12 protein-coding genes are annotated in these 19,586 nt (G+C 49.5%); 9 read left to right on the top strand and 3 right to left on the bottom strand.

The genetic code is table 11. The features are described 5' to 3' along the window. Positions 1 to 17 precede the first annotated feature (17 nt). The 5 genes from ilvD to ilvA all read left to right on the top strand — a co-directional run bounded on the left by ilvD (position 18) and on the right by ilvA (position 6,677). Positions 18 to 1,700: a dihydroxy-acid dehydratase gene (gene ilvD / locus P2W70_RS28680; RefSeq protein ID WP_276485014.1), complete on the top strand. Its 1,683-nt coding sequence runs from the start codon at positions 18 to 20 to the stop codon at positions 1,698 to 1,700. Between the two features lie 79 nt (positions 1,701 to 1,779). Continuing rightward, positions 1,780 to 3,522 carry a biosynthetic-type acetolactate synthase large subunit gene (gene ilvB / locus P2W70_RS28675; protein WP_276485013.1) on the top strand — a complete coding sequence of 581 codons (1,743 nt, stop codon included), beginning with the start codon at positions 1,780 to 1,782 and terminating at the stop codon, positions 3,520 to 3,522. A gap of 61 nt (positions 3,523 to 3,583) precedes the next feature. Continuing rightward, the gene (ilvN, locus tag P2W70_RS28670) at positions 3,584 to 4,174 is read left to right on the top strand and encodes an acetolactate synthase small subunit (RefSeq protein ID WP_276485012.1); all 591 of its coding nucleotides are present in this window, start codon (positions 3,584 to 3,586) and stop codon (positions 4,172 to 4,174) included. Between the two features lie 82 nt (positions 4,175 to 4,256). Beyond that, complete coding sequence (ilvC, locus tag P2W70_RS28665; RefSeq protein WP_276485011.1) at positions 4,257 to 5,339, top strand: ketol-acid reductoisomerase; 1,083 nt, start codon at positions 4,257 to 4,259, stop codon at positions 5,337 to 5,339. 81 nt (positions 5,340 to 5,420) lie between these two features. Continuing rightward, positions 5,421 to 6,677, top strand: a complete 1,257-nt coding sequence (gene ilvA, locus P2W70_RS28660) for a threonine ammonia-lyase (RefSeq protein ID WP_276485010.1) — start codon at positions 5,421 to 5,423, stop codon at positions 6,675 to 6,677. 56 nt (positions 6,678 to 6,733) lie between these two features. Here the strand turns inward: ilvA and P2W70_RS28655 are convergent, their stop codons facing one another. From P2W70_RS28655 to P2W70_RS28645, 3 genes are all read right to left on the bottom strand, one after another. Continuing rightward, positions 6,734 to 7,711 (bottom strand): transglutaminase family protein, encoded by a 978-nt coding sequence (locus tag P2W70_RS28655; RefSeq protein WP_276485009.1) that lies wholly within the window; start codon positions 7,709 to 7,711, stop codon positions 6,734 to 6,736. A 75-nt stretch (positions 7,712 to 7,786) separates the two neighbouring features. Further along, positions 7,787 to 8,722 (bottom strand): alpha-E domain-containing protein, encoded by a 936-nt coding sequence (locus tag P2W70_RS28650; RefSeq protein WP_276485008.1) that lies wholly within the window; start codon positions 8,720 to 8,722, stop codon positions 7,787 to 7,789. Between the two features lie 62 nt (positions 8,723 to 8,784). After that, positions 8,785 to 10,233: a circularly permuted type 2 ATP-grasp protein gene (locus P2W70_RS28645; protein WP_276485007.1), complete on the bottom strand. Its 1,449-nt coding sequence runs from the start codon at positions 10,231 to 10,233 to the stop codon at positions 8,785 to 8,787. Positions 10,234 to 10,410: 177 nt separating this feature from the next. Here P2W70_RS28645 and P2W70_RS28640 point away from each other — a divergent pair, with 177 nt between their 5' ends. The 4 genes from P2W70_RS28640 to P2W70_RS28625 all read left to right on the top strand — a co-directional run bounded on the left by P2W70_RS28640 (position 10,411) and on the right by P2W70_RS28625 (position 19,514). Beyond that, complete coding sequence (locus P2W70_RS28640; RefSeq protein WP_276485006.1) at positions 10,411 to 11,229, top strand: hypothetical protein; 819 nt, start codon at positions 10,411 to 10,413, stop codon at positions 11,227 to 11,229. Between the two features lie 414 nt (positions 11,230 to 11,643). After that, a complete protein-coding gene (gene gltB / locus P2W70_RS28635) occupies positions 11,644 to 16,158 on the top strand; it encodes a glutamate synthase large subunit (protein WP_276485005.1) in 4,515 nt (1,504 codons plus the stop codon). 45 nt (positions 16,159 to 16,203) lie between these two features. Continuing rightward, positions 16,204 to 17,709 (top strand): glutamate synthase subunit beta, encoded by a 1,506-nt coding sequence (locus tag P2W70_RS28630; protein ID WP_276485004.1) that lies wholly within the window; start codon positions 16,204 to 16,206, stop codon positions 17,707 to 17,709. A gap of 401 nt (positions 17,710 to 18,110) precedes the next feature. Then, on the top strand, positions 18,111 to 19,514 hold the full coding sequence (locus tag P2W70_RS28625; protein ID WP_276485003.1) for an ammonium transporter: 1,404 nt from the start codon (positions 18,111 to 18,113) through the stop codon (positions 19,512 to 19,514). Positions 19,515 to 19,586: the final 72 nt, after the last annotated feature.

Below are 19,586 nucleotides of genomic sequence, written 5' to 3'. Positions count from 1 at the left end.
AGTATTCAAGGAACACAATGAAAGAGATTAACAAGTATTCAAAGACACTCACACAGGATGTTACCCAGCCTGCGGCGCAAGCCATGTTTTATGGCCTAGGATTTACAGACGAAGATTTGAAGAAGGCGCAGGTCGGTGTCGTCAGCATGGGATATGATGGCAATACCTGCAATATGCACCTCAATGACCTCGCCAAAGTGGTCAAGGATGGTGTGTGGGACAATGACCTGGTGGGGTTGATCTTTAATACGATCGGCGTAAGTGACGGTATGAGCAATGGAACGGAAGGTATGCGTTATTCGCTCGTAAGCCGGGATGTTATTGCCGATTCTATCGAAGCGGTATGTGGCGCACAGTACTACGACGGTGTGATCGCACTGCCTGGTTGCGATAAGAACATGCCTGGTGCTTTGATCGCGATGGGACGCCTCAACCGTCCTGCGATCATGGTGTACGGTGGTACCATCGCCCCCGGTCATTACAAAGGGCAGGACCTCAACATCGTTTCTGCCTTTGAAGCACTGGGTCAGAAAATGGCCGGCAATCTGTCCGACACCGATTTTCAGGGCATCGTTCGTAACGCTTGCCCTGGTGCAGGTGCTTGCGGTGGTATGTATACTGCGAATACCATGGCCTCTGCCATTGAAGCCCTGGGGATGAGCTTGCCCTACTCCTCTTCGAATCCTGCCCTCAGCGAAGACAAACAAAAGGAATGCCGCGACGCTGGTAAAGCGATCCGCCTGCTTCTCGAAAAAGATATCAAGCCCCGCGACATCATGACCCGGAAGGCTTTTGAAAATGCTATCGTGACCATCATGATCCTCGGTGGCTCTACCAACGCGGTATTGCACCTGATCGCAATGGCGAAGAGTGTAGACGTTCCGCTGACGCAGGACGACTTCCAGGCCATCAGCGACCGGATTCCGGTACTGGCCGATTTCAAACCCAGTGGTAAGTACATGATGCAGGATCTGCACCAATATGGTGGTGTGCCTGCTGTGATGAAATACCTGCTGCAAAAGGGACTGCTGCACGGTGATTGCCTGACGGTAACAGGGAAGACGCTGGCGGAAAACCTGGCTGAGGCACCCGATCTCGATTTCGATCAGCAAAAGATCATCCTGCCCCTCGAACATCCTATCAAGGCTACCGGTCACCTGCAGATCCTGTACGGTAACCTCGCCGAGCGTGGCAGTGTTGCCAAGATCAGCGGTAAGGAAGGGGAGCGTTTTGTAGGCCCTGCCCGGGTGTTTGATGGAGAGTTTGAATTGATCGCCGGTATCAACAGCGGTAAGATCCAGGCTGGTGATGTGGTGGTGATCCGCCATGTAGGTCCCAAGGGGGCCCCTGGCATGCCGGAGATGCTGAAACCGACTTCTGCCCTCATTGGTGCGGGATTGGGTAAAAGTGTAGCCCTGATCACCGATGGTCGTTTCAGCGGTGGTACTCACGGATTCGTGGTAGGTCACATTACGCCGGAAGCACATGAAGGTGGATTGATCGGCCTGGTGCAGGATGGTGATGAGATCGAACTGGATGCAGTCAAGAATGCGATCGTGTTGAAAGTATCCGACAACATCATTGCAGAACGCCGGGCCAAGTGGCAACAGCCTGCGTTGAAAGTCACCAAAGGATTGCTGTTCAAATACGCCAGGAGCGTAAAGGATGCGTCTGAAGGATGCGTGACCGACGAAAACTAATAACTGAAATCGTTACCGGGCCGATACCATGGTCCGGCTTACATTGACCATTATACAATAGACTTTTAAAAGAAATTATATGAGCAGTACAATCGAAGTGGCGCCCAAGAAGATCGAGGCCCAACCCAATCTGACGAGTCTGAGTGGCTCTCAGGCGGTGTTGGAAGCTTTTCTGGCCGAAGGCGTGGATACCATCTTTGGTTATCCGGGCGGTGCTATCATGCCTATCTATGATGCTTTGTATGATTACCAGACAAAGCTGAAACACATACTGGTGCGTCACGAGCAGGGTGGCATACATGCCGCTCAGGGGTATGCCCGCACATCTGGTCGTACCGGTGTGGTCTTCGCCACCAGTGGTCCTGGCGCTACGAACCTAGTTACCGGACTGGCCGATGCCATGATCGACAGCACACCGCTGGTTGCCATTACCGGACAGGTATTTGCCCATCTGCTGGGTACCGATGCCTTCCAGGAAACGGATGTCATCAACATCACAACGCCTGTTACCAAATGGAATTACCAGGTAACGGATGCCACTGAGATTCCCGCTGTACTGGCAAAGGCTTTTTATATCGCCAAGAGCGGAAGACCTGGTCCCGTACTGATCGACATTACCAAGAATGCACAACTGCAGAAGTTTGATTATAGTGGTTATGAGAAATGCAATCATATCCGCAGCTATCGACCCAAGCCCCTGGTGCGCAAGGAATATGTTGCAGAGGCTGCCAAGATGATCAATGAAGCGCAGCAGCCTTTCGTGATCTTTGGTCAGGGTGTAATCCTCGGCAAAGCCGAGAACGAATTCCGCAAGTTCATTGAAAAGGCGGGTATCCCCACAGCCTGGACCATCATGGGTGAAAGTGCCCTGCCAACCGACCATCCTTTGGGAGTAGGTATGCTGGGTATGCACGGAAACTACGGCCCGAACGTATTGACCAATGAATGTGATGTTCTCATTGCTGTTGGGATGCGTTTCGATGATCGCGTAACCGGCCGCCTCGATAAATATGCCAAACAGGCGAAAGTGATCCATCTCGATATCGATCCTTCCGAGATCGACAAGAACGTTAAATCGGCTGTACCTGTTTGGGGTGATTGTAAAGAAACCTTGCCATTGCTCACGGAGCTGGTAGAGCAAAAAGTGTATCCTCAGTGGCTGCAACGCTTCCGCGACTACCAGGCACAAGAGGAAGAAGCTTGTATCAATCCCGAACTGAATCCTACTACCGATGAGCTCACCATGGGTGAGGTCATCAAGGTGTTGAATGAACTGACAGGTGGAGACGCTGTGGTGGTAACCGACGTAGGTCAACACCAGATGGTAGCCTGCCGTTATGCGAAGTTCAATAAGACACGTAGTAACGTGACTTCCGGTGGTCTGGGTACCATGGGCTTTGCGTTGCCGGCAGCGATCGGTGCCAAATTCGGCGCCCCTGAGCGGACTGTAGTAGCCATCATCGGCGATGGCGGTTTCCAGATGACGTTGCAGGAATTGGGTACCATTATGCAAAGTGAAGTGGATGTAAAGATCCTCATCCTGAACAACCGGTTCCTCGGTATGGTGCGTCAATGGCAACAGCTTTTCCATGACAAACGCTATTCATTTGTAGATATCACCAGCCCCGACTTTGTACAGGTAGCCAAAGGTTATGGCATTGCGGGCAACAGTATTTCCGATAGAAAAGACCTCCAGGCCAGCGTTCAGCAAATGCTGGAGCATAAGGGTTCTTTCCTGCTGGAAGTAATGGTGGGTAAAGAAAACAATGTATTCCCCATGGTTCCACAAGGGGCCAGCGTATCGGAAATCAGGCTGAAATAAAAGCAGGGTAGGGGAGGCTGATTTGGTCAGGCCCTTATCGCTCAATCATAAAAACACAGAGATGTCAAAACAGGAATTTACCGTTACGGTATATACAGAGAACCAGATCGGCCTGCTCAACCGCATCGCCATCATGTTTTCCCGTCGTAAGATCAATATAGAAAGCCTGAATACTTCTCCCAGCGAAGTGGAAGGCATACACCGCTTCACCATCGTCATCAATGAGACCGAAGATGTCGTAAGAAAGCTGGCCCGCCAGATTGAAAAGCAGGTTGAAGTGCTGAAAGCTTACTTCAATACCAATGAAGAGATCGTTTGGCAGGAACTGGCCATGTACAAAGTGCCCACCGATACCATTGCCGAAAAGGTAAAGGTAGAGAGGCTATTGCGCGAACATGGTGCACGTGCGGTAGTGATCCGCAAAGATTATACGGTGTTCGAGACAACCGGTCAACGCGAAGAGACCGATAAGCTGATCTCGGTACTGGAGCCTTACGGACTGATCGAGTTTGTGCGCAGTGCGCGTGTAGCCATCATCAAAGCCAGTAGTGGTTTCCACGAGAAACTCAAGGAATTTGAAGAGGCAGAGCCGAGTGAAGTAGTGGTCGAGAATGAGTTCCTCGACAAGCAGGATGAAGTATTTACCATGTAGTTGATTACCTCCTTCATAAAAATAGACAACCCGTTGGTCACCCAACAACAAACAAAAAACTAAAAACCATAAACATTACAAAATGGCAAAGTTAAATTTCGGCGGTGTGGAAGAAAACGTAGTAACCCGTGAAGAGTTCCCACTGGCCAAAGCGCAAGCTGTATTGAAAAACGAAACTGTAGCAGTTATTGGCTACGGTGTTCAAGGTCCTGGTCAGGCACTGAACCAAAAAGATAACGGTATCAACGTAATCGTTGGTCAGCGTAAGAACTCCAAGACCTGGGATAAGGCAGTGCGCGACGGCTTCGTTCCCGGCGAAACTTTGTTCGAAATAGAAGAAGCATTGGAGCGTGGTACCATTATCTGTTACCTGCTCAGCGATGCTGCTCAGATCCAACTGTGGCCAACTGTGAAGAAGCACCTGACGCCTGGTAAGGCTCTGTACTTCTCTCATGGATTCGGTATTACATTCAATGAGCAAACTGGTATCGTTCCTCCCAGCGATGTAGACGTATTCCTGGTTGCTCCTAAAGGTTCCGGTACTTCACTGCGCCGTATGTTCCTGCAAGGTCGTGGTCTGAACTCCAGCTACGCCATCTTCCAGGATGCTACCGGTAAAGCTAAGGAAAGAGTAGTAGCACTGGGTATCGCTGTAGGTAGCGGTTACCTGTTCGAAACTGATTTCAAGAAAGAAGTATTCTCTGACCTGACTGGTGAAAGAGGTACACTGATGGGTGCTATCCAGGGTATCTTCGCTGCACAGTACGAAGTACTGCGCAAGAAAGGACATACTCCTTCTGAAGCATTCAACGAAACTGTAGAAGAGCTGACTCAATCGCTGATGCCACTCGTTGCCGAGAACGGTATGGATTGGATGTACGCTAACTGTTCTACTACTGCTCAGCGTGGTGCGCTCGACTGGTGGAAGAAGTTCCGCGACGCTACTTTGCCTGTATTCACTGAACTGTATGAAAGTGTTGCTACCGGTAAAGAAAGCCAACGTTCTATCGACTCCAACAGCCAGGCTGATTACCGCGAAAAGCTGGAACTGGAACTGAAAGAACTCCGCGAAAGCGAAATGTGGCAAGCTGGTAAGACTGTAAGAAGTCTGCGTCCTGAGAATCAGGCTGCACAACCTGCCAAGAAAGCTGAAGTAGCTAACTAATCATATTGCAAGATTCCCAAGGCGCAAAGTTATCTGTTTCTCTTTGCGCCTTGGTGTCTCTGCAAATCTCTCCAAAGTAACATGAGCGTACCTGTGCCCCATACTGCCGAACTGGAATTTCACAAAGCTGCCCTCAGGCTGAAGAAAGTGGTCAATAAAACTCCTTTGACCCTCAATGCCAATCTCTCCCGCAAATATCAATGCAACGTTTATCTGAAGCGCGAAGACCTGCAAATCGTTCGTTCGTACAAGCTGCGTGGCGCTTATAATATGATGAGCAGCCTGTCGCCTGAGCAACTATCAAAAGGCGTGGTATGCGCCAGTGCCGGCAATCATGCGCAGGGATTTGCTTATTCCTGTAAGAAGCTGGGCGTGAAAGGTGTGGTGTTCATGCCTATCATAACGCCCAATCAGAAAGTGAAACAGACGAAAATGTTTGGCGAAGACCTGATCGAGGTCCGATTGATCGGCGATACCTTCGATGATTGTGCGATCGCTGCCAAAGCGTTTACCGAAGAAAACGGCATGACCTTTATTCCCCCGTTCGATCATCCACGGATCATCGAGGGGCAGGCGACTGTCGCCGTCGAAATACTGGAAGAGCAGTCGGACATCGACTACGTATTCGTACCGGTTGGTGGTGGTGGGCTGAGTGCCGGCATCGGCTCTTATTTCAAGACCTACGCGCCCAAGACCAAGATCATTGGGCTGGAACCAGAAGGTGCGCCTTCCATGAAAAGAGCCCTGGAAGCGGGACATCCAGTTACACTCGATAATATTGAACGTTTCGTAGATGGTGCTGCTGTAAAGCGGGTGGGTGATCTCACTTTCTCCATTTGCCAGGAAGTGCTTGACGGCATGCACCTGGTGCCGGAAGGTAAGATCTGCTCTACCATCCTGCGCTTGTACAATGAAGATGCCATCGTGGTGGAACCTGCAGGTGCTTTATCGATAGCGGCACTGGACGCTTTTGCGGAAGTCATCAAAGGGAAAAATGTTGTTTGCATAGTAAGCGGCAGCAACAATGATATCGATCGCATGCAGGAGATCAAAGAAAGAAGCTTACAATATGAAGGTCTCAAGCATTACTTCCTCATCCGTTTTGCCCAACGTCCTGGTGCGCTGAAAGAATTCGTCAGCCATGTACTAGGCCCCAATGACGATATTACCCGTTTTGAATACATGCAGAAGCATAACAAGGAAACGGGACCGGCGCTGGTTGGCGTCGAATTACAATCTACCGAAGACTACGCGGTATTGCTTACCAATATGCGCCGTTACAATATCAACTACACGGAATTAAATAAGGACGACAACCTGTTTGGTTACCTGGTATAAGGTAATCCACTGGCGATGGCCGGTGGGTTGGCCAGATTCAGCGCAATTGCCGTATGCTATTGTTGTTGCTGCTGTTGCTGCATCTGGATCATGTCCATATGCTGCCTCCAGGAATTTTTGGGTTGACCATTGGAAGGTGCTACCGGCTGTGGTGTAAGCACCGTCGCGGTATCATTTTGTGTGATGCCATCTTCATAGGAAACCGATACGCCTACATCCAGCCGATGATTGGCGGTACCTTTATAGGTTCCTTTCACGGGTGAACAGTCTATGAAACTGCGACCTACTGCCAGCCTTACGTGTAGTTCGTTGGCGATACAATTGTTGGTGGGGTCAAATCCGAGCCATCCATAAAAGGGGATATAGGCTTCGACCCAGGCGTGTGTTGCTCCTTCTCCCCGCATGCCGTTCTTGTTGGGACACACATAACCACTTACATACCGTGCAGGTATGTCGATCATCCGCAGCATGGCCAACAGGATATGGGCAAAGTCCTGGCATACCCCTGCCTTTATTTTCCAGATCTCCCCTAAGGTGGTTTCGACAGATGTTACTCCCTGTATATACTGAAAGTTATTGTAGACGTATTCATTGAGCTTATTGGCAGCACCCAGTACGGATAGCTGCCGGCTGTCTGTAGCATTGGCTATTGCCTGTACCTCTTCCAGCGCCTCAAATTTTTCCTGTTTCAGGAAATCGATGTAGGGAATTTGGTAAGCCAATGAAATGAGGTGATTCCATTGTTCTTCTACCGGATGTGAGGAGGCAGGAAGTGCCCGTTGTTGGGTGACGATCTCCATACGCGCATCGATCACCAGTTCGTTGTGCGAAGGTGTATACATGAATGAACCGACCTTGTTGCCGTAATAATCCTGGTACAGGTCGATCACCGGCTCGCCGGTGATCATCAGTTCATGTCTCAATACATCCTGGAATTCGTCTTCCAGGGGGAATAGCATAATCTGGTTCGCGCTGTCTATGACCGGAACCTCATAACAATATCGGGTAACGTGGTGGATCTTGAATCTGGGCATGAATGACAAACAGTTTCTGGTTGTTCTGGCTCAAATGTAGTTCAAAAGTTTACAGCAATGGCATTATTACTCGTGTCAGGTGTAGGCAAAATAATGCTGGCTGAGTGCGGTGCCGATGGCATAAAGGTCGTTTTTTACACCGGTCAGGAATTCATGCAGTCCCTGCTGCATGATCGTTTCCGGAGTAGAATACCGCACACGGCTTTTTACCTTGCCGATCATGAAATCGATGCTGTTGTAAGCAGAGGTCGTTTGCTCACTTTTCATTCGTTCGAAATACCTGCTCACCTGATCGATGGAATACATGACGGACCGGGGGAAGTGGTCATTGAGTACGATCTGCTCCACTACGCGTCGCGCTTCGAAGCCGCCGGAATACTTGCGCAGGTAAAGTTCGTAGCCGGATATAGACAACAACAGGTAGCGCCAATAGGTGGTATCCGTGACATTGGAGAAATCGAACTTGCTATCGCTGAATTTTACGTCGAGGATGTTGGCACTTTGAATCGCGCGCTCGAGGAAGCGACCGATATTCATAAAGGAATAACCTTCTCCCCGCGCCATGGTAATATCGGCAGTGCCGTAAAAAAGCAATCCCTGCTTGATCAGGACGTCGAGGGCAGTAATAGGGTCTTCCTTGTATAGCCACTCCAGTAATTGTTCATCGCGCACGGTATGGTAAAAGTCATTGAGACATTGCCAAAGCTCTTTGGTAATGTGGTCCTGAACACTGCGGGCGTTTTCGCGCGCCTGGGTTACAATATTCAGCACCGAATTGGGGTTCTCTTTATCTGATACCATATACTGTAATACGGTTCTTCCCTGGCAAGCAATTGTGGCGGCTTCTTCATCCGATAAAAAGGTAAAGATCTTCAATACCGGCTGCCAGGAAAAATATTGCAGGTCATCCTGCGATAGTGCATAGTTGGTTTTCAACATACGCAGGATGCCATCGGTTCTTTCCATATACCTGTTCATCCAGAATAAACTATCGGCTACTCTACTTAGCATGAAAAAGCAGTTAATGTTGAGCAATTCTTGTACACGGTCCTGGTTCGGGTGTTGGTTACGACCTATACCGCCAGCACCCAGGTGTCTTTGCTGCCACCACCCTGTGAGGAGTTGACGACCAGCGAGCCTTCGCGCAGCGCCACGCGGGTGAGCCCGCCCGGAACGATGCGAATGCCGTTGGGACCACAAAGTGCGTAGGGACGAAGGTCTACCCGCCGCGGTTGTAGCTTGCCATTCATGTAACAGGGGGCAGAAGACAAACTGATGGTTGGTTGTGCAATGAACTGACGGGGATCTTTGATAATAGCGGCCTGAAAATCGGCGATTTCCTTGTCACTGGCGCTGTGCCCCATCAACATTCCATAGCCGCCGCTTTCATTGGTCTTCTTGATCACCATTTGGTTCATGTTCTTGAACACATGCTCCCGCTCTTCTATATTGCCCAATTGATAGGTGGGCACATTTTTAAGTATAGGTTCTTCATTGAGGTAGTAGCGAATCATGGCAGGTACATAGGCATAAATCGCTTTGTCGTCGGCCACGCCATTGCCAACGGCATTGACGATGGCTACATTGCCCTTGCGATAAGCACTCATAATACCAGAAACTCCCAGGGCGCTGGAGGCGTTGAATACGAGTGGATCGAGGAAATCATCATCTACCCGGCGGTAAATGACATCTACCTGCTGCAAGCCGGCTGTCGTTTTCATATATACCCGGTGGTTGTCTACCACGAGGTCGCGGCCTTCCACCAGTTCGATGCCCATCATACGGGCAAGGGTCGTATGTTCGAAATACGCGGAATTGTAAATGCCCGGCGATAGCAATACGACGGTAGGATTGCTGTTTTGCCGTGGTGCCAGGGATACGAGGTTTTTGTGCAATATATTGGGATACTCCATCACACTGCGCACATTGATGAGGGGCAGCAAGTCGGGGAAGATGCGTTTGGTGATCTCGCGGTTCTCCAGCATATAGCTTACGCCGCTTGGCGTGCGCAGGTTGTCTTCCAATACGTAAAAGGAGCCGTCGTTGTCGCGGATGAGGTCGATGCCGGCAATATGTACATATATATCATAGGGTACCGGAAAGCGCACCATTTCGCGCAGGAAGTGCGGGCAGCTGTAAATTATGGACAATGGAACCAGCCCGTCTTTAATGATGAACTGTTCATTGTATACATCTTTCAAAAAGAGGTTGAGGGCTTTCAGGCGTTGTTGAATACCTTTTTCGATGTAGGCCCATTCGGTGGCGGTTATGATACGGGGGATGATATCGAAGGGGAAGATCTTTTCAATGCCTTCACCACTATTATATACGGTGAAGGTGATGCCCTGGGTCATGAACAGCCTTTTGGCCTGCTCTTCTTTTTTGCCCAGTTCTTCTATACTCAATCGCTGGAGGAAATCTACTACACCGCTGTATTGCTGGCGCACAGAACCCGTATTATACATTTCATCCCAGGTATTACTGTCGGGGCAATAGCCATTCAATAGCTCGTTCGTTAGCATAGCAGGGGGCTTTGGTTAGAATGGCAAGTAGATCTTAGTTATAACGTTGACGTAATCAAATATAAGGAAAACAAGTCAGGAACCCACATGTTGATGTGGTTTTGCCCCTTGCTGACATTTCGTTAACAACGATTCCTCTTACTTCGCTGTCAATAGCTCAAACAAATAAGTATAGCCATGAAAAAGCTCCTTCTCAATAAGGACCGTAGATTCTTTTGCGGTATCGGACTGACAGCCCTCGGTAAAAATATTGTTGTGATCAGTGCAATTACGGTTTCGCTGGTGGCCTGCAGAAAGGATCGGCAGGATCCGCCGCCACCTACCGGTGAGATCAATCTGGAAGTTGCCTTTGGTACTGGTGCTGTCGATTACAGCCTGATCGATTCCGGATTTGTGGTATTGAAAAAGGCGGGCGCTACCAACCAGTTCTTCAAACGGTTTAGTAAAAAAGATAAACTCCTGTGGTTTTCGCTGGAAGACCTGACAGCGGGTAATTGGACGGCGGAGATGTACCTGTTTTCCCGCTTCGATGCCACGGGCGGGCGTCGTTATCAACAGGAGAAGGCGTTTACATTGCCGGCGGGCGGGCTGAAGGAGTCGATCAGCCTTACTGCCCCTACGGGCGCCATTACCGATTCCTGGAAGCCCTATGCGTTTTTCAGGCAGGAAGAGCAGGGGGTATCGGTTGCCGTAGCGCTCGATAATACAAATCCTCATTTTGATGTGCAGGTACGCGACAATACGTGGAACTTCTTTTATATAGAGCGCTATGCCAGTAACAGATTGGAAGGCGGAGCCAATGCGAAGGTGGCGGAGATGATCTGGGAGTGCCGCGACGGATGTTACACGGCGGATAAGTACATCAACAACAAAACGGCTTTCCTGCCTTTTGTGCAGGAAGTGGGCAGTAAGTTCTGGAATAATGGGTTGATCATCGTGGTCATTGGTGTTAATGGAGGACCCGCTGTACAGTTTTCCCATAAATACAATAAGTAGGCTGGGTGTACGCGGTTTAAAGAGTCGTCATTTCGTGTTGAAATGGCGACTTTTTGTTGCGAGTTGTAGCCGGTAATGCAAAAGTAGCAGGCATTTAGTATGAATATAAAATAAATTAATGTTTACTGTTTGGATAATATTTATATCGATTTGGATATCGTGTTCACCCTAAAGACACATATAGCACAATGATATTTATCAAAAACGGTCTAGTGAGGGAGAAAATACAAATATTTAAGATTTAGGTAACATTTTGGTAAAGAACTCACGCCTGTTAGTGTGGAAAATAATTGCATGTATCTACGGTTTTTCCCTCTTTTTATTGTATTTTTAAAGCGTTGCTTGCTGCCATATTGAAAATTCCTATGGAATTCGTGGGTTTTATTGAATATTTTCAAAACAAAGCTTCTTTTCATGGCAAGCAATCAAGGTCTGTATGATCCTTCGTTTGAACACGATGCATGTGGTATTGGTTTCGTGGCAAATATTAAGGGCCACAAGTCTCATCAACACATTTCCGACGCACTTACTGTTCTGGAGAACATGGAACACCGTGGCGCCTGTGGTTGCGAAAGCAATACCGGCGATGGAGCGGGCATCATGATCCAGACGCCGCATGAATTCTTCTTTGATGAATTTATAAAGCTGGGCGTACCCCTACCTCCTTTTGGCCGTTATGGCGTCGGCGTTGTCTTTTTCCCCCGCGAAATACGGCTGCGCGAAGAGTGCCGCGATATTTTCAACCGTACAGCTGAAAAGCTGGGACTGGAGATACTTGCCTACCGCAAAGTGCCTGTGAACCCTGAAGGGATCGGTGCTACTGCCTTGAGTGTAGAGCCCGAAATGGAGCAGGTATTTATCGCTTGTCCCGATCATATCACCAATCCGGATGATTTTGAGCGTAAGTTGTTTATTTTGCGCAACTACGCCAGCCATACGATCACCAATACTGTTAAGAAGGACGCGATCGGTTTTTACATCGCATCCATGTCTTACAAAACCATCGTGTATAAAGGCCAGCTCACCAGTAACCAGGTGCGTGGCTATTTCCCCGATCTTAGCAATAAACGTTTGGTGAGTGCCTTCGGCCTTGTACACTCCCGTTTTGCTACCAATACCTTCCCCTCCTGGAAATTGGCGCAGCCATTCCGTTTCATTGCGCACAATGGGGAGATCAATACCCTGCAGGGCAACCTGAACTGGCTCAAGACCAGCGTACCTGGCTTTGCATCGCCCTTCTTCACCAAAGAAGAGATGGACATGCTGTTGCCGATCGTTACGGAAGGTCAGTCTGACTCTGCCTGCCTCGATAACGTCATCGAGTTGCTGGCGCTTACCGGTCGTTCGCTGCCTCATGTAATGATGATGCTGATCCCCGAAGCCTGGGATGGTAACGAAGAGATGGATCCTGTTAAGAAGGCTTTCTATGAGTTCCATGCCTCGATGATGGAACCCTGGGACGGTCCTGCTTCTATTTCATTTACCGATGGTAAGATCATTGGCGCGACGCTTGACCGGAACGGCCTTCGTCCTTCCCGTTACTGCGTAACCACCGATGACCGGGTGATCATGGCTTCTGAAACAGGGGTATTGCCCATTCACCCAACACTCATTAAAGAAAAAGGCCGTCTGCAGCCTGGTAAGATGTTCGTAGTAGATATGGAACAAGGGCGTATCATCAGCGATGGTGAACTGAAGCGGAACATCTGTTCGCAAAAGCCTTATGCAGAATGGCTCAACAAATACAAGATCCGGTTGAATGAACTGCCCGAACCAAGGGTCATGTTCACGCACCTGGAGCACGATCAGGTATTCAAATACCAAAAAGCTTTCGGTTATTCCACAGAAGACCTCGATACGATTATTGCCCCCATGGCCCTCGATGGAAAAGAGCCCATCGGTTCTATGGGTACTGACACGCCGCTGGCGGTACTGAGCGATCAGCCACAGCACCTCAGCAGCTATTTCAAACAGCTCTTTGCCCAGGTAACCAATCCGCCGATCGATCCCATCCGGGAGCGTATGGTGATGTCGCTGGCCACTTTTGTCGGCAACAACGGAAACCTGCTGGAAGAAGATCCGCTAAGCTGCCATACCGTGGCACTGAAACATCCCGTCCTTACGAATCACGAACTGGAAAGCATCCGTAGTATCGACACGGGCGTATTCCAGGCCAAGACCCTGCAGTGTTATTTCAGGGCTGATGGCAAACCAGGTTCACTGAAAGCAGCGCTGGACCGTATCTGCCGGTATGCGGTAGATGCAGCCAATGATGGCTTCGAAGTATTGATCCTGCAAGACAGGGCGATCGATTCCGATCACGCGCCGATCCCTTCACTGCTCGCTACCTCGGCGGTACACCACCACCTGATCCGTAAAGGGTTGCGTGGACAGGTTGGTATCATCGTGGAAGCTGGCGATGTGTGGGAAGTACACCACTTTGCCTGTTTGCTGGCATTTGGTGCGACGGCTATCAACCCTTACCTCGCCTTGTCTTCTATCCGCGACATGAAGCTCACGGGCAAGCTGGAAACCAACCTCGATGTGGACTATCTCAAGAAGAATTACATCAAGGCGGTGAGCGATGGTCTGCTGAAGGTGTTCTCTAAAATGGGTATCTCGACCTTGCAGTCTTACCAGGGCGCACAGATCCTGGAGATCATCGGCCTGAACAGGGATGTGGTGGACAAGTATTTCACCGGCGCTACCTCCCGTATTGAAGGCATGGGCCTCGATGAGGTTGCCAAAGAAACACTCGCCAAGCACCAGTTTGCGTTCAGTCGTAAGGATGTGCCTGTCAATCGCCTTTCCGTGGGTGGGGTGTATCAATGGAAGCGCAAAGGAGAATTTCACCTCTTCAATCCGCAAACGATTCACCTGCTGCAGTATTCTACCCGCATGGGCGATTACAACACGTTCAAAAAATATTCCAAGCTGATCAACGATCAGGGTGAGAAGGCTGCTACGCTCCGGAGCTTATTCCGCTTCAAGCGCAACAGGCCGGCTATCTCGATCGACGAAGTAGAGCCAGCAGAAAATATCTATAAACGCTTTGCTACGGGAGCGATGTCCTTTGGCTCGATCTCCTGGGAAGCGCACACTACACTGGCTATTGCGATGAACCGCCTGGGTGGTAAGAGCAATACCGGTGAAGGGGGAGAAGATGAAAAGCGCTATACACCTTTGGAGAATGGCGATTCGATGCGCAGTGCTATCAAGCAGGTGGCCTCCGCTCGCTTTGGTGTAACGGCTTATTACCTGACCGAAGCGGATGAGTTGCAGATCAAGATGGCGCAGGGTGCCAAGCCCGGAGAGGGTGGACAGTTGCCCGGCCATAAAGTGGATGACTGGATCGGTAAAACCAGGCATTCTACACCAGGTGTAGGTCTTATTTCGCCACCTCCGCACCACGATATTTATTCTATCGAAGATCTTTCGCAGCTCATCTTCGACCTGAAGAATGCGAACCGCGCTGCCCGTATCAACGTAAAGCTGGTATCCAAAGCGGGTGTAGGTACGATCGCTGCCGGTGTAGCCAAAGCGAAGGCAGATGTGGTGTTGATCTCCGGTTTCGATGGCGGTACCGGTGCTTCACCGATCAGCTCGATCAAGCATGCCGGCTTGCCCTGGGAGCTGGGTCTTGCAGAAGCACACCAGACACTGGTGAAGAATAAATTGCGTAGCCGGGTTGTATTGCAGGCAGACGGCCAGATGAAGACCGGTAAGGATATCGCGATCGCCACCTTGTTGGGGGCCGAAGAGTGGGGTGTAGCTACGGCTGCCCTCGTGGTAGAAGGTTGTATCATGATGCGCAAATGTCACCTCAATACCTGTCCGGTAGGGGTGGCAACACAAGACCCTGAACTGCGCTCGCGCTTTTCCGGTAATGCAGACCATGTTGTCAACTTCTTCAAATATATTACCCAGGAGCTCCGCGAGATCATGGCTGAGCTGGGCTATCGTACCGTCAATGAAATGATCGGTCAGGTAGATATGCTGGAAATGAGAGACGATATCACGCATTGGAAATACAGCAAACTGGACCTTTCGCCTGTCTTGTACAAAGAGCCTGCGTCCCTATATACTGGCTTGTACAACCAGGAGCAGCAAGACCATGGATTGGAAACCATACTCGACTGGCAACTGCTCGAGGCGGCGAAACCAGCCATCGATAAGCAGGAGCGGGTATCGGCTTCCTTTGCGGTGAAGAATACCGATCGCACCTTAGGAACGCTGCTGTCTAACGAGATTACCAAGAAATACAAAGCTGCTGGCTTACCCGACGATACCATCCACTTCAACCTGAACGGTACGGCAGGACAAAGCTTCGGCGCTTTCAATACAAACGGAGTAACCCTCGAACTGGAAGGGGATGCCAACGATTACTTTGGTAAAGGATTGAGCGGTGCCAAGCTCATCGTGTATCCGCCCAAGCAGGCATCCTATGTTCCGGAAGAAAATATCATCATCGGCAACACGGCTTTCTATGGAGCTACCTCCGGCGAATCCTACATCCGCGGTAAAGCAGGTGAGCGTTTCTGTGTACGTAATTCCGGTGCCCGCGTGGTGGTGGAAGGTACCGGCGACCACGGCTGCGAATACATGACGGGTGGCACGGTGGTGATCCTGGGAGAAACAGGCCGCAACTTCGCTGCGGGTATGAGTGGTGGTATTGCCTACATCTACGATGTGAAAGCGCAGTTCGCTGATCGTTGCAACAAGGAAATGGTCGATCTCGATCCCGTTGATGCGGAAGATGCGAAAGTGTTGCATGACCTGATCATGAAGCACTATGCTTACACAGGTAGTACGGTAGCGAAATTTGTGCTGGATGATTTTGAAAGCCAGCTGAAGAATTTCGTGAAGGTATTCCCTTCCGATTACAAGAAAGTGCTGCAGGCAAAGAAAGTACCTGCTCAGGTTAAGTAACTGAATAGAATAACTAAGACTAACAATACTAAACTATAAAATACAATGGGTAAGCCATCGGGTTTTTTAGAGTTTACGAGAGAGTTGCCCGGTAAATTGCCGGTGCAGGACAGGGTGAAAAACTACAATGAATTTGTAGAGCGTTACAGTGCAGAGAAGCTGAACCAGCAAAGTGCCCGTTGCATGAACTGCGGCGTTCCCTTCTGTCATAGCGGATGCCCTTTGGGTAACGTGATTCCCGAATTCAACGACGCGGTTTACCGTAAAAGCTGGGAAGAAGCCTATGATATTCTTTCCTCGACCAATAACTTCCCGGAGTTTACCGGACGCATTTGCCCTGCGCCTTGCGAAAGCGCCTGCGTATTGGGTATCAATCAACCTGCGGTAGCTATCGAGGAGATCGAAAAGCACATCATCGAGATTGCTTTTGAAAAGGGATTTGTAAAGCCCCGCAAGCCGAATCTGCGCAGCGGTAAGAAAGTGGCTGTGGTAGGGTCTGGTCCTGCTGGTCTGGCTGCTGCTGCTCAATTGAACTTTGCAGGGCATTCCGTTACTGTATTCGAGCGTGACGATTCTCCTGGTGGATTGCTGCGTTATGGCATCCCCGATTTCAAGTTGGAAAAGTGGGTGATCGACCGCCGTATTGCGCTGATGGAAGAAGAGGGGATCACCTTTAAAACCAACGCCAACGTGGGTGTAAATGTCAGCATCAACGACTTGCTGCGTGAATTCCATGCGATCGTGTTGGCAGGTGGTTCTACCGTGCCACGTGATCTTCCGGTGCCCGGCCGCGAGCTGAAGGGCGTTCATTATGCCATGACATTCCTCAAGCAGCAGAACAAGCGCGTGGCTGGCAAAGATCCGCTGGCCAATGCCGATATTGAAAGCAATATTTTCTCTGAAGATATTTTCGCAACCGATAAAAATGTGATCGTGATTGGTGGTGGTGATACTGGCAGTGACTGTGTGGGTACCTCCAACAGGCATGGTGCTTTGTCGGTTACTCAGTTTGAGTTGATGCCCAAGCCACCGGAAGGCCGTACTACGTTTATGCCCTGGCCAACCTATCCGATGACGTTGAAAACATCTTCGTCACACGAAGAGGGGGCTGCTCGTCACTGGGCTATTGCCACCAAATCGTTCGTTGGCGATGACAAGGGCAACCTCAAAGCGCTCAAGGTGGTTGACCTGGAGTGGAAGATCACAGAAGACGGTCGTCCGGCGCAGTTTGTGGAAGTGGCAGGCAGCGAAAGAGAGCTTCCCTGCGAACTGGCCCTGCTGGCAATGGGTTTTGTACACCCACAACACGATGGCCTGATCAACGAGTTGGGGGTAGAGTTGGATGAGCGTCGTAATGTACGTGCGACTGAAAAGTCGTACCAGACCAATATCCAAAAGGTATTTGCTGCTGGTGACGTACGTCGCGGCCAAAGTCTGGTCGTATGGGCGATCAGCGAAGGGCGTGAATGTGCCCGGAAAGTAGATGAATACCTGAGTGGTGGTGTTTCGTTGCTCGAGAGCCGGGATCAGAATGTTATCATGGCGGTTTAACAAAACAACATAGAGTGCTGAAAAAAGCCATCCGCCGAAAGGTGGGTGGCTTTTGTGTTACCTATACACGTTAGCTGCAAAAAGACGCATGAATGCTGGTTTTTATTGATAAATGCATCATTCATGAGCTCTTGAGACGGAAAAAACAAGTTTAATACAGTATGTAAAAAAAATATTTTTTAGAAGCTGTCCAAAAACGACAGCTTTTTCTATTTCGATATTTGATATTCTCTATAATACAGGTGGGATAATTGTTTCAACGTATAGAACTTCCTTGTATTGTTAATATGTTAATAAATCTCATGTATGCGAGTTGATCAAAAACAGGCAGAAAAATGCTAATTTAGATTTAGAATAACACATTCAACTCATTCTTAATTTAACAACTAAAATCAACTGGTATGAAATTGAGCCTTAAAACGGTCGCTCCGTTTCTTGTCCTTGTCATCGTGGCCCTGATTGCCATGTTTGTGACTCCGGAAGCCGACTACGTCCCTGGTGCTACGGAAACCCAATACAGCACAGCTGACATTGCCTTTGTACTTGTTTCAGCCGCCCTGGTATTCCTCATGACACCTGGTTTGGCCTTCTTTTATGGTGGCATGGTGCACCGTAAAAATGTAATTTCTACCATGATCAAGAGCGTGGTAGCAGCTGGAGTGGTAGGTGTATTGTGGATCGCGGTAGGCTTCAGCCTGAGTTTTGGCGAGTCTATCGGTGGATTTATCGGAAATCCCTCCACTTATTTGTTCTTCAAAGGGGTAAAATCTGGTCCAGCCTGGCCTGCTGCCGCCAGCATTCCGCTATCATTGTTTGCCTTGTTTCAGCTGATGTTCGCCATCATTACTCCCGGTCTCGTAGTAGGAGCCGTGGCAGAACGTATTCGCTTTACTTCTTATATCTTATTCATCGTACTGTTCAGCTTGCTGGTGTATGCACCGGTGGCACACTGGTCCTGGCATCCGGAAGGCTTCTTGGCCAAAATGGGCGCCTGGGATTTTGCCGGCGGCACGGTTGTTCACATTACAGCTGGTTGTGCGGCCCTCGCGGGTGCTTTGGTGCTCAAGCGTCGTAAAGCTCACCAGGAAAACAGGGAGATCCCACCAGCCAACGTGCCTTATGTACTGATTGGTACCGGTCTGTTATGGTTTGGATGGTTTGGTTTCAACGCAGGTTCTGCCGTAGGTGCTTCTCCGCTGGCCGTTAACGCCCTCGGAACTACCAATACTGCCGCTGCAGCTGCCGGTTTGGCCTGGATGTTCTTTGATGTACTGAAGGGTAAAAAGCCTTCTGTGCTTGGTTTCTGTATCGGTGCCGTGGTTGGTCTCGTGGCCATCACACCTGCTGCCGGTTTCGTTGGTATTCCCCAAAGCATCATCATTGGTGTAGTGGGTGCGCTGATCTCCAACATCGCAGTTGGTATCAAGCAAAAGTCTACCCTCGACGATACACTGGATGTATTCCCCTGCCACGGTATTGGTGGTATGGTTGGTATGCTGATGACCGGTGTATTTGCCAATGAACTGGCGCATGGCATCAAAGGTGGGCCTCAAGGTCTCTTCTACGGTAACCCTGCTTTCTTCCTGACACAATTGAAAGCTATGTCGATCGTAGTGGTGTACAGCTTCACTGTATCATTCGTGATCTTCAAATTCATCAACTTAATACTCCCAATGCGTGTAACATCTGAAGAAGAAGAGCTTGGTCTGGATGCTACTCAGCACAATGAAAAGTACTTACAAGGTACACTGCTCGTGCATGACAATGGTAAAATGGAGGATAAACTGGTAGAGCATGGTTTATAAGAAAAGGTACAGCATCTAAATAAGCTTCTGACACAAGCTCATTCCGCCGTACCCTTCCTATTAACACTTAAA

The sequence above is a fragment of the Paraflavitalea pollutisoli genome (assembly GCF_029360705.1).
Taxonomy (GTDB): Bacteria; Bacteroidota; Bacteroidia; order Chitinophagales; family Chitinophagaceae; genus Paraflavitalea; species Paraflavitalea pollutisoli.
This window is presented reverse-complemented; position numbering and strand designations above follow the sequence as displayed.

Bases quoted from the DNA above. Each gene is read 5' to 3' on its own strand.
- ilvD (WP_276485014.1), top strand. From the start codon at position 18: ATGAAAGAGATTAACAAGTATTCAAAGACACTCACACAGGATGTTACC.
- ilvB (WP_276485013.1), top strand. From the start codon at position 1,780: ATGAGCAGTACAATCGAAGTGGCGCCCAAGAAGATCGAGGCCCAACCC.
- ilvN (WP_276485012.1), top strand. From the start codon at position 3,584: ATGTCAAAACAGGAATTTACCGTTACGGTATATACAGAGAACCAGATC.
- ilvC (WP_276485011.1), top strand. From the start codon at position 4,257: ATGGCAAAGTTAAATTTCGGCGGTGTGGAAGAAAACGTAGTAACCCGT.
- ilvA (WP_276485010.1), top strand. From the start codon at position 5,421: ATGAGCGTACCTGTGCCCCATACTGCCGAACTGGAATTTCACAAAGCT.
- P2W70_RS28655 (WP_276485009.1), bottom strand. From the start codon at position 7,711: ATGCCCAGATTCAAGATCCACCACGTTACCCGATATTGTTATGAGGTT.
- P2W70_RS28650 (WP_276485008.1), bottom strand. From the start codon at position 8,722: ATGCTAAGTAGAGTAGCCGATAGTTTATTCTGGATGAACAGGTATATG.
- P2W70_RS28645 (WP_276485007.1), bottom strand. From the start codon at position 10,233: ATGCTAACGAACGAGCTATTGAATGGCTATTGCCCCGACAGTAATACC.
- P2W70_RS28640 (WP_276485006.1), top strand. From the start codon at position 10,411: ATGAAAAAGCTCCTTCTCAATAAGGACCGTAGATTCTTTTGCGGTATC.
- gltB (WP_276485005.1), top strand. From the start codon at position 11,644: ATGGCAAGCAATCAAGGTCTGTATGATCCTTCGTTTGAACACGATGCA.
- P2W70_RS28630 (WP_276485004.1), top strand. From the start codon at position 16,204: ATGGGTAAGCCATCGGGTTTTTTAGAGTTTACGAGAGAGTTGCCCGGT.
- P2W70_RS28625 (WP_276485003.1), top strand. From the start codon at position 18,111: ATGAAATTGAGCCTTAAAACGGTCGCTCCGTTTCTTGTCCTTGTCATC.